The following is a 13,514-nucleotide window of genomic DNA, read 5'->3' on the forward strand; positions in this document are numbered from 1 at the left end:
GAATTTAAGCGAAAAAACCAACCTTTTTAAAGAGCTCCTGACTGTTCTGTTTCATTGCCTCAGGCATACAGATAGAATGAATGCAAAAATATGGGATTTTTTGGATTCGGACAGAAAGGGGCAACTTATCATGAAACATCAGCAAATTTGTGGCATCATTAACTTGAATGAATCAATGCACCACATTTCCCCCATTACTGCACATCGACCTATTGCAAGTTTGCCCTTTTGTGGCAGATATCGACTGATTGACTTTCCATTATCAAATCTTACGCATGCAGGTATCGCATCCATCGGTGTTTTTACGAATAAACACTATCGTTCGCTCTATAATCATGTACGTAGCGGCAGTGACTGGGATATCGAGGGGACCAGTGGTGGGCTGTTCTTCTTTGGACCGGATACGTATCCGAGTATGTCCGAAATGACAGTAGGAGATCTCCCAATCTACTATAATAATCTCGAGTTTATTGAAAAGTCAGGCGCTGAGTACGTGATTGTAATGGGTTCTCGAACGTTATGCAATCTCGATGTACATGCCATTCTCCGTCATCATGAGGAACAGAATGCTGAATTGACTGTCGTTTATAAAACGGTAAAGAGTAGCAGGATTCATTCTTTGTCAAAAACATGTTTTCGGGTTAATCGTTACGGCGAAATATATGCTCTCTCACCATGTTCTTCTCAGAATGATCAGCCGATCTTAGCAAATATGGAAATATATTTTATGCGTTGTTCCCTTTTTACAAAATTAGTGCGCCATTTCATGGCAAGCAATGAACTTTACAATTTGAGAGATGCTTTACATCAGTTTGTTTCCGATGTCGAAACAAATGGATTTGAATATACAGGTTACATGCGAACGATACATTCTGTTCAGGATTACTATGAAGCGAATATGGATATGCTCAGTGAATCGAATCGGAATGCTCTGATATGTGGAAATCACCCAATTGAGACAAGAATCAAAAATGAAGCCCCTACCTATTATGGAAACTATGCTACACAGGCGCAATCGCTTGTCGCAAATGGCTGCATCATTGACGGAGTGATCAGGGAATCAATTTTTGGTCGAAAGAGTAAGGTGATGCGCGATGCAGAAATTGAATCAAGTATCCTAATGGATGGGTGTATCATTGGTTCAGGCGCATATCTCAAGCACGTCATTCTGGATAATGGTACTTATATTGCGCCACATACTCAATTGATTGGTTCTGAAAAGCATCCCATTGTCCTTGATAAAAAAGTTAACGCGGGGTATGGACATTTTAAGGACGAGTTTTCGACAAGATCTTAACTTTTTTCAACAAAAAAAGTTTTAAAATACAGATTCAAGGGAATTAACCAATTGAAAAGCTAAAAAATTGAGGAGGGAAGCTGATGAGAAAGTTAATTTTTTACACGTACCCGAGTTGTACATCATGCCGGAAAACAAAGGGCTGGCTGAAAGATCATGATGTAACCTATGAGGAGAGACATTTATTCCGTAATCGGCCGGATGCTAAGGAATTACTTGAAATGATTAAGTTATCGAAATCAGGCATCGAGGATTTACTTGCAACACGAAGTGCAACATATAAACAGTTAGATGTGAACCTCAATGAATTACCATTGAGCAAAGCTCTTCAGCTTCTTTCCGATGAGCCTAAATTGTTGAAGAGACCAATTATCACAGATGGACAACAACTTATTGTCGGTTTTCATCAGGAAGACTTACAGAGACTGATGAATACGAAAAGAAGAGAACAACAATCAATCAGTTAACCGACAACAGGTATCCGATCCGGATGCCTGTTTTCTAGTGTTGCAACAAAAATTGTAATAAAAGAAGGAAATAAGAGACCGATGTAGAATATAGTCAATAGCCCTTTTTTCCGAAATAACCAGTTTTCATGGACTAATGAAAGCAGGTGATTTCGTGGATCAATTCGATCATGATGTTGTGAACAGAAGCCTCGAATTATTGCAGCAAGCGTATACGTCAGGTGCATCAGACATTCATTTTACCCCTCGAAGCCTCGACACTTTAGTTGAATTAAGAATTAACGGTTACCTTTACGAATGTACAGTTTTAAATCCAACCGTGGCCGAACGAATGATTAATCATTTTAAGTTCATGTCCGGAATGGATATTGGTGAACATCGTCTTCCTCAGAGTGGTGCCATGGTCTCCCTGATTAATCATCTTCCTGTCTCCTTACGGATGTCTGTACTTCCAACCCCAAATAAAGAAAGTCTTGTGATTCGATTATTACCCCAACAGAATGAAGTACCCATCGATGATCTAACAGTATTTGATGAAGCCAAAAGAAGTTTGAATGCACTCATGTCGTACGAAAACGGTTTGATCCTCATTTCTGGGCCAACAGGTTCCGGTAAAACAACCACGCTCTATAGTTTGCTTTCTACCCTTCAGAGACGCTATCATGCCCGAGTCATCACAATTGAAGATCCAATTGAAAAGAAAAATGATGCTTTTATTCAGATGGAAGTAAATGAGAAAGCAAATTTCACGTATGCAAAAGGGTTTCGCGCGATCTTACGCCATGATCCGGATATTGTGATGATCGGCGAAATTCGTGATGAGGAAACGGCAAAAATAGCTGTACGAGCTGCGCTAAGTGGACATTTAGTGCTCTCTACTGTTCACGCATCGAATGCATCTTCTACGTTACAGAGAATGTTTGAACTTGGCATTCCGCGATTTGATTTGAAGGAAACGTTAGTTGCGGTAATTGCAGAACGCTTAGTAACAATTCAATGTCCTGAATGTGGGCAAGTCTGTGTACAGCATTGTACACATCGCCATCATCCTGATCGTACCGGCGTTTTCGAAATACTCGCCGGAATGGCACTCCATGATCTTCTTTCGGCAACGTATTCTGGGCATCGCCGCTCAACAAGCTACAAAACGATTGAGGATTATTTGGAGGAAGGGGTAGAAAGCGGTTGGATTGCCGCAGACACTTTGAGGAGGGCGCATAATGATTTTTCGAAGAAACTGGACTAAGAAAGATCAAGCACAATTATTAATTGAGCTTGGCCGCTGCTTGCATGATGGTTATCCGCTTAGCACCGCAATTGAACTTCAAGATTATAATAGACGACCGAAGTTGGCAGAAGATATGAAGTACATGTATCAAGCGATGCGAGCAGGATTAGCCTTTCATGAAGGATTGCGAGCACTTAGATTTCCAGAAGAAGTGGTACACGCCATATATTTTGCGGAAGCCGGTGGTACATTACCTACGGCGCTCATGGAAACAGGTACGATGCTGCAACGAAGAGAATATTTTAAGGAACGCATGCGGCGCTTTACTCGATATCCGTTATTTCTCCTTTGGGTTCTGTTCTCCATCATGTTTGTCATTGGTCGATTTCTTTTACCGAGTTTTACCCAACTCTATCGATCATTATCCCTGGATCTTCCACTCATCACAAGGATGTTCCTCTATATCGCTGATCACCCAGAAAGCGTGTTGCTCATACTCTTAATTAGTGGATCACTCTTTGGTTTCATTCTCTTCCTTTTTCAGAAACAACCGCTTATGATTCGAGTTAAAATGATTTCACGACTACCGATAATTGGAAATGCCATCCGCCTCTACCATACCCACCAATTCTCATTTCACTTAGGAAGCTTTTTGGGCTCTGGAATGACCATCAAACAATCGTTGCATATTTTGACACAGGAAGGGACCTCACCTTTTCTGAGAAGTGAAGCAGAACGAATAGAGAAGCAATTGCGAAGCGGGTACTCATTAGTATCCTGCGTGAAGCGTTCGATCTATTATCTTCCTGAACTTGTGGAAACGATTAAACAAGGGGAACGTCACGGTGCCCTTGATCGATCGCTGAGCCAATATAGTACGCGATTGATCCGAAAAATGGAACAACAGTCAAAACAAATGCTCTCCCTATTTCAGCCCGTACTGCTCATACTTGTTGGAGGGTTTGTACTCATCATGTTTCTCTCCGTTCTAGTACCTGTCTTTCAGATGATTAACGGTCTTTAATTAAATCAGGTAGAAAAGTTGAGGATTGAAGATAAAATAAACCTGCGTTAATTAACTTTACTTTTATGACCGGTTTGTACTGTTCTTCAAGCGCTTTTTTTTCTTGTGTGTAGCGTTCAGGTTTCAGTTCCTGATAGTCATAAAAAGAGTCCAATAACTGTTGATCTTTTTCCCACCGCTCATTTGCTTGATCCGCCCAATCTGTTGGTTCAGTATTTAACTCCGCTTCGATGAATCGTTCAATACGGCGAATTCCGCTATTGATCGTAATGAGTGGGCTAAGTGTATAACAGTAGTCTGGCATTTTCTGATTAAGCTGAAGTCTCTTGAGCATTGATTGAAAACCTTCAATTAGTGTGCCATTAATCAATTGAAGACCGACAGAGCGAATGAAATCTTTTTTCAAGTCACATTGGTAACTGATCTTTAGGTTTAGTCCTAGCCATGGTTCAAGAGCAGGGGCTGATTGTGACGGAAGAATCTGATACATGCGAATAAATCTACCCAATTCCTCTACGGTATTCATAATTTGGTGGAGACGCGGCGATCCAAAATGAATAAATTCACCATCATTATCGTTATCGTTTAGTCTGAAAGTGAGCGTCGCTAATTCTGGTTCAGCTCCGATCTGTTCAATATAATGCCAGTAAAAGGGACGGTTCATTAATCTTTTGTCCATCTCTTTCGTTAATTGAACTTTTAGTTGGTCCGCACTCGAAACAGGAAGTATACTGCAACCTGAACTCGAAAAAAACCGTACAAGAAAGTCATGAATTTCCGCCTGCTGCATGATCTTCATCTCCTTTTAATTGGAGTTGTTCAAAGTTGATGACGCTACTTAAATTATCAAGCTTAATTTTTATTTCACCATCGGTGTCTGATTCCTCGAAAATAGTTAACACCTGCTTTTCCACATCATTTAAATCGATATGGGTTAATATTTTATCTAACTCACCAATCACTTGTTCAAATAAATGAATTTTATTGTAAAGTAAGTTCAGAATGTGGCTTTCGACGGTTCCTCGCGTCGCAAAATTATAAATATGCACATCTTTTTCCTGACCGAGACGATGAATTCGCCCAATTCTTTGTTCGATGCGCATTGGATTCCAGGGAAGGTCATAGTTGATCAGGTGGCATGCAAACTGTAGATTGATCCCTTCGCCGCCAGCTTCTGTTGCGACAAGTACTTGTACGTTATTTTGAAACAGCATGCGCATCCAATCCTTTTTGTTGCGCCGAAAGCCGCCGCTGAATGGAACAGAGCTAATTCCGTTCTTTTTTAAATACCATTGTAAATAAAGTTGAGTGGCACGATATTCAGTAAAAATGATAACCTTATCGTTTATCTGTTTTATCAATTCAACCGCTTTTTCGGCTTTAGCATTCTGTTGAATCGCATTTAATTTATCAAAAATATCATGCCAGAGTCGCTCTGTTACAGGTGTAGTAGTAGTTCTATAGATCTTGTTCAGTGTGACAAAAGCGGCTTCTCTAGAGCTACACGCCTCCCTTTGAAGGGTCAAAAGTGAAAAGGATTGAACAATACCGTGTTGCTTGAGTACGTCTAACGATGAATAAAAGTCTTGCTCTGCTTTGGAAAAAGGAATCTCAAAAGATTTAATGATGCGCTTTGGCCAATGTAACCCGGTGTCCTCACGACGATTTCGCACCATCACTTGGTTGACGAGTGCTTTTAATTTTTGCTCATTTTTGACTGAGCGTAATCCGGATTTATAATTTTTTGCAAATTGCTCGGCACTCCCGAGGTAGCCGGGTTTCAACAAGGAAACAAGGTAAAAGATTTCGTTTATCTGATTCTGAATCGGCGTCGCAGTCAATAAGAGGCAGAATTTTTTTTTGAGGCTTTGAACAAACTGGTAATTTTTCGTTTTGTGATTTTTAAGTTTATGCGCCTCATCAATTATGATTAAATCGTAATCTTGTGCCAAGACGATACTTCGATGAGGCTCACGTTTTGCCGTATCCATTGATGAAACAACAACATCATAGTGCTCCCACACATAAGCTTTTCGTTGTGCAACTGCCGGGATATAGAATTTTGCATTCAATTCAGACACCCATTGGAGAACGAGTGAAGCGGGAACGAGAATTAGTACTTTTTTGACAAGACCTCGGATCATGTATTCTTTAATAATTAATCCTGCTTCAATCGTTTTGCCAAGCCCGACTTCATCGGCCAAAATCGCTTTTCCATGCATCTCTTCAATGACCGTTCTTGCTGTTTCAATCTGATGCGGATGCAGTTTTAATTGTGGAAGACGTCCAGGCGCAATCAGTCCATGAAAAGAGGGAATGATTCGTTCTTTTTCTGCAAGATAAGCAAGAGAGAAAAGTTCTGACTTTGCCCAAGGTCCATTATCTTCAATATGTTTTAAAAATGAATCATACCAAGTTCTGTCAAATTGAATTATCGGCTTCATATTGTGCACCTTATCGTATTAAATTTCTGAACAAAGTATTGCTAAGATCATTGAGAAAATGGTAGGATATCAATGTCAGAAGGTGTCCATAATTGTCAAAAAATATTCGGAATATTTATTTGACTTCTTTGGATTTCAAGTGTTCTACTTTCTGAACATATACTGTTATTATGTACGAGATTGTCTGGAGTTAAACGCTATTAATTGAATGGATTGCGAATGACGTTATGGGGAGAGACCGCGGAAAGTGCGGGCGCCGAAGGAGCAAACGAACAGTGAATCTCTCAGGCAAATGGGACTCATAACGGACGCACCTCTGGAGAGTGCCACGGGGCTACCAAAGGGGATACCGCTAACGGGCTCGGACGCTTAGCGATAAACTTTCAGGTATAAGGACAGAGGAAGACATTAGGTTGTCTTCCTCTGTCCTTTTTTGATGCCATCTCAATTAATAAACCGAGTAATTAACTAAATTTGCATTAGCGGGAGGAATGAATGGGATGCCGGATTTGAAAACAACGCCGCTGTATGAGTTTTACAAAAGCCATGATGCAAAGCTGATTGACTTTGGCGGATACTTGTTACCAGTGCAAATTTCAGGAATTAAAGCGGAGCACCAAGCCGTTCGAACCGCTGCAGGCATTTTCGATGTCTCGCATATGGGAGAATTCCTAGTTAAAGGAAAGGGTACCGAGCAGTTTCTGCAACAAATGGTTACAAATGATGTTTCAAAAGCACAACCTGGAGATGCTATTTATACAGCAATGTGCTATGAAACAGGTGGGACTGTTGATGACTTATTGATTTACTGTCTTGAAAAAGATGTCTATCAGCTCGTTGTCAATGCTGCAAATATTGAAAAAGATTTTAAATGGCTTAACGAACATAAGCCGGCGGAGATTGAATTAACAGATCGATCAGAAAGCATTGGATTGCTCGCTGTTCAAGGACCAAAGGCTTTATCTATTGTTCAAAAAATCACCGATTATCCTCTGCAAAGTATTGAGCACTTTAAATTTGCAGATCAGGTGCGCCTACAAGGTGTACCAAGCCTTGTCTCACGCACCGGTTATACTGGTGAAGACGGCTTTGAGATATACTGCCCATGGGCGCAAGCGCCAGTATTGTGGAACGCATTACTTGATGCAGGCGAAATGGATGGATTGATTCCTTGCGGGCTAGGCGCACGTGACACATTGAGATTCGAAGCGCGATTGCCATTATATGGTCAAGAATTAAGCTCAACCATAACACCGCTTGAAGCAGGCGTTGGGTTCGCGGTTAAACTTAACAAAGCTGCGGACTTTATTGGTAAGACTGTCCTGATAAATCAGAAACAGGATGGTCTGAAAAGGAAAATTGTGGGCATCGAAATGATTGATCGTGCAATTCCTCGTACCCATTATGGGGTCTATGTAAATGATAAAAAAGTTGGCGAAGTAACAACTGGGACGCAATCACCAACACTTGGAAAAAATTTAGGATTAGTGCTTATCGATATCGAATACTCCAAGATTGGCACACAAGTTGAAGTGGATATTCGCGGGAAACGCAAAAAAGCTACAGTTATCAAAACCCCTTTCTATAAAAGAGCTTGAGGAGGCTATGAGATGTCACAATACCGTTATTTGCCGGTAACGGATGAAGATCGTCGGGAAATGCTTGATGTCATCGGTGTTCAATCAGACGAGGAGCTTTTCTCCGATGTACCGGAAAAAATTCGTTTTAAAGGTGAATTAAATCTAGAACCACAACTTTCAGAACCTGAATTGATTCGTTTTCTGTCCAGGCTTGCGAAAAAAAATGTTAGTACCAGCGACTACCCTTCATTTTTAGGCGCGGGGATTTATGATCATTACATTCCTTCGGTTGTAGATAGTGTCATTTCAAGAGGAGAATTCTACACAGCCTATACCCCATATCAAGCTGAGGTTTCACAAGGCGAACTACAAGCTATCTTTGAATTTCAATCACTGATTTGCGAACTCACGGGTATGGAAGCTGCAAACTCATCAATGTATGATGGTTCAACTTCGCTTGCGGAAGCAGCTCTATTATCCAGTGGGGTAACACGTAATAAGAAAATTGTTGTTTCAGAGACCGTTCATCCCGAATATCGGCAAGTACTCGCGACATACGCACATGGGAGAAGGCTTGACGTGGTTACCATTCCTTCAAAAGATGGTGAAACGGACGTACAAGCGCTTCAAGCGGCAATTAATGATGAGACAGCCTGTGTCATTGTACAATATCCAAATTTCTTCGGTCACGTTGAACCTCTAAAAGACATTGAAGAAATGACGCACAATGCAAAACGTGCACAATTAATTGTGGCAAGCAACCCGCTCGCGTTGGGCATCCTGACACCGCCTGGTGACTTTAATGCGGATATCGTTGTTGGCGACTGCCAGCCACTCGGAATTTCCGAATCCTTTGGCGGTCCACACTGTGGTTATTTTGCGGTTTCGAAAAAATTGATTCGTAAGGTTCCCGGGCGTCTTGTTGGAGAAACCGTTGATGACAAGGGACAACGTGGATATGTTCTAACATTACAGGCACGCGAGCAGCATATTCGCCGCGAAAAGGCGACTTCAAATATTTGTTCAAACCAAGCCTTGAATGCACTTGCTTCATCAGTTGCGATGAATGCTTTTGGTAAGAAAGGCATTCGTGAGCTTGCGGAGCAGAATATCCAAAAAGCACATTATGCTGCGAAGAAACTCTCCGAAGAAGGCGTAACGGTTTGTGATAACCATACGTTCTTCAATGAATTTGTTGTGGATTGCAAGCGACCAGTATCTGAAGTTAATCGTGCCCTCCTCGATCAGGGGATGATTGGTGGTTATGACTTAGCTAAATCCTTCAGTCACTGTGAAAATAAAATGCTTGTCGCTGTTACCGAAATGCGGTCAAAAGCAGAGATTGATCAATTCGCTGAAGCACTTGGAGGGATTATTCGTGGATAATCAGAATCAGCCGCTTATTTTTGAACGGAGCAAAAAAGGAAGAACTGCTTATAGCTTGCCAGCTTTAGATATACCTGAACTGCCGATCAATGAAATGGTCGGTGACGATTATCTGCGTAAGGAAGAACCGAATTGGCCGGAAGTTTCAGAATTGGAACTCGTAAGGCATTATATGGCACTATCAAAAAGAAATTTTGGTGTCGATAACGGATTTTATCCGCTTGGTTCGTGTACAATGAAGTACAATCCAAAGGTTAACGAAGTAGTGGCTCGCCTAAGTGGTTTGGCTCATATCCATCCTTATCAAGATGAACAAACCGTGCAGGGTGCCCTCGAGTTGCTTTATCGTCTTCAAGAAAATTTGCAAGAGATTACAGGTATGGATGCAGTTACTTTGCAACCTGCAGCTGGCGCCCATGGTGAGTGGACCGGGCTGATGATTATTCGCGCATTTCATGAAGCTAATGGTGATGTAAAGAGAACGAAAGTCATTGTTCCGGATACTGCTCATGGGACGAACCCGGCATCGGCAGCCGTTGCAGGGTTTGAAGCAGTTACGGTTAAATCCGATGAAAACGGCCTTGTCGATTTGGAAGATCTCAAACGTGTAGCAGATGAGACAACAGCCGCGCTCATGTTGACGAACCCAAATACTTTAGGTTTATTTGAAACACATATTCAAGAGATTGCGGAAATTGTTCATGCAGCCGGAGGAAAAGTGTACTATGACGGGGCAAACATGAACGCAATCATGGGTGTTACACGGCCTGGGGATATGGGCTATGATGTAGTTCACCTGAATTTGCATAAAACATTTACGGGACCACACGGTGGTGGAGGTCCTGGTTCAGGACCTGTCGGCGTTAAAGCGGAACTCGAACCATTTCTACCAAAACCATTAATCGTGAAGAAGGAAGACGGCAGCTATGGATTTGACGAAGATCGTCCACAATCTATTGGTCGAGTAAAAGCGTTTTATGGGAATTTTGGTATTAATGTTCGTGCATATGCCTATATTCGAACCATGGGTGGAAAAGGGCTATTCCAAGTCTCAAAAGACGCTGTGCTTAATGCCAACTATCTACTGAAGCGGCTCACAGATCACTTTGACACACCATTCAAACAGCTCTGTAAGCATGAATTTGTTCTCTCTGGTAGTAGACAGAAAAAATTGGGTGTGCGTACGCTGGACATGGCCAAACGGTTGCTGGATTTCGGATATTATCCGCCAACGATTTACTTCCCACTGCTTGTTGATGAAGCATTAATGATTGAGCCAACGGAAACCGAATCTAAGGAAACCCTTGATGAATTTGCCGATCACTTAATTGCGATTACAAAAGAGGCGGAAGAGCATCCTGAGACTGTTCAGGAAGCACCACATAAAACCGTAATCGGGCGACTCGATGAGACGCAAGCGGCACGTCATCCTGTTCTTCGTTACCTCAAACAATGAGGCAAATAAAGTAGAATGGACGATTGAGTAAAATACAAAAAGAAACGCGTTTCAATACGAAACGCGTTTCTTTTTGTGCAATTGAAGAAGATGAGCTAAAATGTGAGAACGATTATCCTTTTTTAATTCTTCCGTTCCACTTCTTAAATCCGCCTTCTAGGTGATATAAATTTTTGTATTTCAATTTTCTTAGAACTGCAGCCGCACGCGCACTCCGAGTACCATTCGAATCATAGAGATAAATTGGCATATCGTGGCGCACTTCTGTCTGGCGCATTTTCAATTGCGTCAGTGGGATATTCCGCGCACCAAGAATGTGACCGTTTTTAAACTCATCAGGTTCACGGACATCAATTAATTGTGCCTTTCTGTATCCAGCGCGAAAGTCCACTTCTGATAATGTGGTCAGATAGCGGCGTTGTACATATCTGGCGATGAAAAAATAGCCGAAATATGCGATGATCATTGCAAGTAAGAAAATCCAGCCCATGACTATTCGTCCCCCTAATTCATTTCAAGTTCCATTATAACGATTTAGAGGCTCGATTGAAAGATGTGGAAACGCTTTGATTGGCGGATCAATCAAGTAATTATCCTTATAGCCATTGGTATTTCCTTGTTTTTTAGGTACTGTTATAGTACGATGAGGAGAGTAAAAAAGGGTTGTCGTTAGGGGGAGACACGATGTCGCCTACTCCGAGTATGGAAGACTACATTGAGCGTATTTATTGGTTAATACAAGATAAAGGCTATGCAAGAGTTTCTGATATTGCTGAAGCGTTGGACGTTCATTCATCCTCAGTAACCAAAATGGTCCAAAAATTAGATAAGGATCAATATCTGATTTATGAAAAATATCGTGGATTTATTTTAACACCTAAGGGCAAGAAAATGGGAAAAAGACTCGTATATAGACATGAATTACTCGAGGACTTTTTGAAGCTGGTTGGTGTCCATGAGGAGAATGTTTATAAAGATGTGGAAGGGATCGAACACCATCTCAGTTGGGACTCAATCGACCGAATTGGTGATGTCGTTCAATATTTCGAAGAGGATCCAAACCGTGTGAGTCAACTATTTGAAATAAAGGAGAGAAGTGAAGAAGAGGAAGAGTAATTGATTTCTTCTTCACTACTTTCTTTGTTCATTTGATATAGAGAGACCGGAAGATGAAAATCTTTCGGTCTCTTTTTTCTTTACGATTCATTTAATGTTAGTAAGGAGGGAGCGCCTTTGTGGATTGATGCTGTATTTTCAGGTGGAGGGGTCAAAGGTTTTGCTTTTGCAGGAGCGCTTCAAGTACTTGAGCAAGCAGGATATGAGTTTAAACGCACAGCAGGAACAAGTGCAGGGTCAATTGTTGCTGCATTGGTTGCTGCAGGATATACTTCCACTGATTTGAAGAGGGTAATGAGCGCGATGGATACAGATAAGTTGCTTGAACCTTCGAGAAAGGTACGATTTCCATTCTTAAAATGGTTTCGTTTCTATTTTAAAATGGGGTTATTTAGTGGCGATTATCTTGAACAATGGATTGCAGACTTATTAAAAGTAAAAGGTATAGAATCCTTTTCAGATCTGCCAAAAGATTGTCTCAAAATTATTGTCTCAGATGTTAGTAAAGCAAAACTGGTTGTTCTTCCTGATGATTTACCGGACTATGGTCTTGATCCGGACAATTTCTCCGTAGCCAAGGCAGTGCGTATGAGTTGTTGCTTACCATTCTTTTTTGAACCGGTCCCGCTGTATGATGTTAACGGACAGAAGTCATTAATCGTTGATGGAGGTGTGCTCAGTAACTTTCCACTCTGGCTCTATAATAAAGAGGATGAGCTTCCAGCGCGTCCGTTTCTTGGTTTACAAATCATTGAGAAGGAAGCAGAGTTTAAGGAATATGTAAAAATAAAGAACGCTCCCGAATTGTTTCGCGGGTTATTTAAAGCAATGAGGAATGCACATGATGATCGTACCATAGAAAAATTTAAGGGGACAAATATTGTCTTCTTACCTGTAGATAAAGTAAAGACAAAAGACTTCCAGATCTCATTGGAAGAAAGGGAGCGATTATTTCAAATTGGTGAAGATGGCGCTCGAACATTTCTGAAGAAGTGGTCTTATTAACAGGATTCTTCCTGATGATTATTCTTGCATGAAAAAAGGATTGGCGAAAAGCCAATCCTTTTTTCAAAGAACCTGTAACATGACGATCAAAATAATAGTCGTTTCTTTTTCTTGTTTTTTCTTCCTTCAATCACAGTTAAATGTCCATGATTTTTTGCGGCTTGATGCGTTAAATCTTTCAATCCATACGGCCCATTCTTAATGACTTTTAACTTCTGAGATTGATGAAGGATGCGTGTTTTGCGGTTAAAAGTTGATAAGTTTTTTCTTTTGCGCGATTGTCGTGCAGCCTTTCGATATCTTGCTTGTTCTCCACTTCCAGTCCACTCGGTAAGGCGTCGAAAGAAAAACAAACCAATAACGATAATGAGCGTAACAATAATTAATTGGGTGATGATGACGGTCTTCTGACTGGGCAAAAATAAGGAGAGCAAACCGAATAATCCAAGCCCACCGATCACCATGAAGCCAAAGGAGTATAAAAATGTTCTCACGGACATTCACCTCCGGT

The 13,514-nt window shown here is 41.2% G+C and carries 13 protein-coding genes and 1 riboswitch; of the genes, 9 read left to right on the top strand and 4 right to left on the bottom strand.

All coding sequences use genetic code 11. The features are described 5' to 3' along the window. Window positions 1-130: 130 nt before the first annotated feature. The 4 genes from glgD (at window position 131) to comGB (ending at window position 4,016) form a co-directional block, all read left to right on the top strand. On the top strand, window positions 131-1,297 hold the full coding sequence (gene glgD, locus NIE32_RS10640; RefSeq protein ID WP_253076872.1) for a glucose-1-phosphate adenylyltransferase subunit GlgD: 1,167 nt from the start codon (window positions 131-133) through the stop codon (window positions 1,295-1,297). Window positions 1,298-1,380: 83 nt separating this feature from the next. Then, a complete protein-coding gene (locus NIE32_RS10645) occupies window positions 1,381-1,764 on the top strand; it encodes a Spx/MgsR family RNA polymerase-binding regulatory protein (protein WP_253076873.1) in 384 nt (127 codons plus the stop codon). A 154-nt stretch (window positions 1,765-1,918) separates the two neighbouring features. After that, entirely contained in the window at window positions 1,919-3,010 is a 1,092-nt protein-coding gene (gene comGA, locus NIE32_RS10650) for a competence type IV pilus ATPase ComGA (RefSeq protein WP_253076874.1), read from the top strand. Next, window positions 2,985-4,016 carry a competence type IV pilus assembly protein ComGB gene (comGB, locus tag NIE32_RS10655; RefSeq protein WP_253076875.1) on the top strand — a complete coding sequence of 344 codons (1,032 nt, stop codon included), beginning with the start codon at window positions 2,985-2,987 and terminating at the stop codon, window positions 4,014-4,016. Before comGA ends, comGB begins: the two co-directional genes overlap by 26 nt. Here the strand turns inward: comGB and NIE32_RS10660 are convergent. Beyond that, complete coding sequence (locus tag NIE32_RS10660; RefSeq protein ID WP_253076876.1) at window positions 4,003-4,806, bottom strand: YqhG family protein; 804 nt, start codon at window positions 4,804-4,806, stop codon at window positions 4,003-4,005. The genes comGB and NIE32_RS10660 overlap by 14 nt on opposite strands. Continuing rightward, the gene (locus NIE32_RS10665) at window positions 4,784-6,460 is read right to left on the bottom strand and encodes a DEAD/DEAH box helicase (RefSeq protein WP_253076877.1); all 1,677 of its coding nucleotides are present in this window, start codon (window positions 6,458-6,460) and stop codon (window positions 4,784-4,786) included. Before NIE32_RS10665 ends, NIE32_RS10660 begins: the two co-directional genes overlap by 23 nt. Before the next feature lie 219 nt (window positions 6,461-6,679). Beyond that, window positions 6,680-6,771: riboswitch (glycine riboswitch) on the top strand. A gap of 189 nt (window positions 6,772-6,960) precedes the next feature. Here NIE32_RS10665 and gcvT point away from each other — a divergent pair. The 3 genes from gcvT to gcvPB are packed head-to-tail and all read left to right on the top strand — an operon-like array spanning window position 6,961 to window position 10,882. Beyond that, window positions 6,961-8,058: a glycine cleavage system aminomethyltransferase GcvT gene (gene gcvT / locus NIE32_RS10670; protein ID WP_253076878.1), complete on the top strand. Its 1,098-nt coding sequence runs from the start codon at window positions 6,961-6,963 to the stop codon at window positions 8,056-8,058. Window positions 8,059-8,070: 12 nt separating this feature from the next. Then, window positions 8,071-9,426, top strand: coding sequence for an aminomethyl-transferring glycine dehydrogenase subunit GcvPA (gcvPA, locus tag NIE32_RS10675; RefSeq protein WP_253076879.1), 1,356 nt, complete (start codon window positions 8,071-8,073; stop codon window positions 9,424-9,426). Then, window positions 9,419-10,882: an aminomethyl-transferring glycine dehydrogenase subunit GcvPB gene (gcvPB, locus tag NIE32_RS10680; RefSeq protein WP_253076880.1), complete on the top strand. Its 1,464-nt coding sequence runs from the start codon at window positions 9,419-9,421 to the stop codon at window positions 10,880-10,882. The genes gcvPA and gcvPB overlap by 8 nt, the downstream gene beginning before the upstream one ends. Window positions 10,883-10,994: 112 nt before the next feature. Here gcvPB and NIE32_RS10685 read toward each other — a convergent pair whose 3' ends face one another. Then, a complete protein-coding gene (locus NIE32_RS10685; RefSeq protein WP_253076881.1) occupies window positions 10,995-11,372 on the bottom strand; it encodes a rhodanese-like domain-containing protein in 378 nt (125 codons plus the stop codon). A gap of 194 nt (window positions 11,373-11,566) precedes the next feature. Between NIE32_RS10685 and mntR the strand changes: the two genes are divergently transcribed. After that, window positions 11,567-11,998, top strand: coding sequence for a transcriptional regulator MntR (gene mntR / locus NIE32_RS10690; RefSeq protein WP_253076882.1), 432 nt, complete (start codon window positions 11,567-11,569; stop codon window positions 11,996-11,998). Window positions 11,999-12,115: 117 nt separating this feature from the next. Continuing rightward, window positions 12,116-13,003 (top strand): patatin-like phospholipase family protein, encoded by an 888-nt coding sequence (locus NIE32_RS10695; protein ID WP_253076883.1) that lies wholly within the window; start codon window positions 12,116-12,118, stop codon window positions 13,001-13,003. 86 nt (window positions 13,004-13,089) lie between these two features. Here NIE32_RS10695 and NIE32_RS10700 read toward each other — a convergent pair whose 3' ends face one another. Continuing rightward, complete coding sequence (locus NIE32_RS10700; RefSeq protein WP_253076884.1) at window positions 13,090-13,497, bottom strand: hypothetical protein; 408 nt, start codon at window positions 13,495-13,497, stop codon at window positions 13,090-13,092. Window positions 13,498-13,514 lie beyond the last annotated feature (17 nt).

The organism is Sporolactobacillus kofuensis (assembly GCF_024125425.1).
In the GTDB taxonomy this organism is placed as follows: domain Bacteria; phylum Bacillota; class Bacilli; order Bacillales; family Sporolactobacillaceae; genus Sporolactobacillus; species Sporolactobacillus kofuensis.

Excerpts from the sequence above, each read along its gene's own strand:
- glgD (WP_253076872.1), top strand. The coding sequence starts at position 131 with ATGAAACATCAGCAAATTTGTGGCATCATTAACTTGAATGAATCAATG.
- NIE32_RS10645 (WP_253076873.1), top strand. The coding sequence starts at position 1,381 with ATGAGAAAGTTAATTTTTTACACGTACCCGAGTTGTACATCATGCCGG.
- comGB (WP_253076875.1), top strand. The coding sequence starts at position 2,985 with ATGATTTTTCGAAGAAACTGGACTAAGAAAGATCAAGCACAATTATTA.
- NIE32_RS10660 (WP_253076876.1), bottom strand. The coding sequence starts at position 4,806 with ATGCAGCAGGCGGAAATTCATGACTTTCTTGTACGGTTTTTTTCGAGT.
- NIE32_RS10665 (WP_253076877.1), bottom strand. The coding sequence starts at position 6,460 with ATGAAGCCGATAATTCAATTTGACAGAACTTGGTATGATTCATTTTTA.
- gcvT (WP_253076878.1), top strand. The coding sequence starts at position 6,961 with ATGCCGGATTTGAAAACAACGCCGCTGTATGAGTTTTACAAAAGCCAT.
- gcvPA (WP_253076879.1), top strand. The coding sequence starts at position 8,071 with ATGTCACAATACCGTTATTTGCCGGTAACGGATGAAGATCGTCGGGAA.
- NIE32_RS10685 (WP_253076881.1), bottom strand. The coding sequence starts at position 11,372 with ATGGGCTGGATTTTCTTACTTGCAATGATCATCGCATATTTCGGCTAT.
- mntR (WP_253076882.1), top strand. The coding sequence starts at position 11,567 with ATGTCGCCTACTCCGAGTATGGAAGACTACATTGAGCGTATTTATTGG.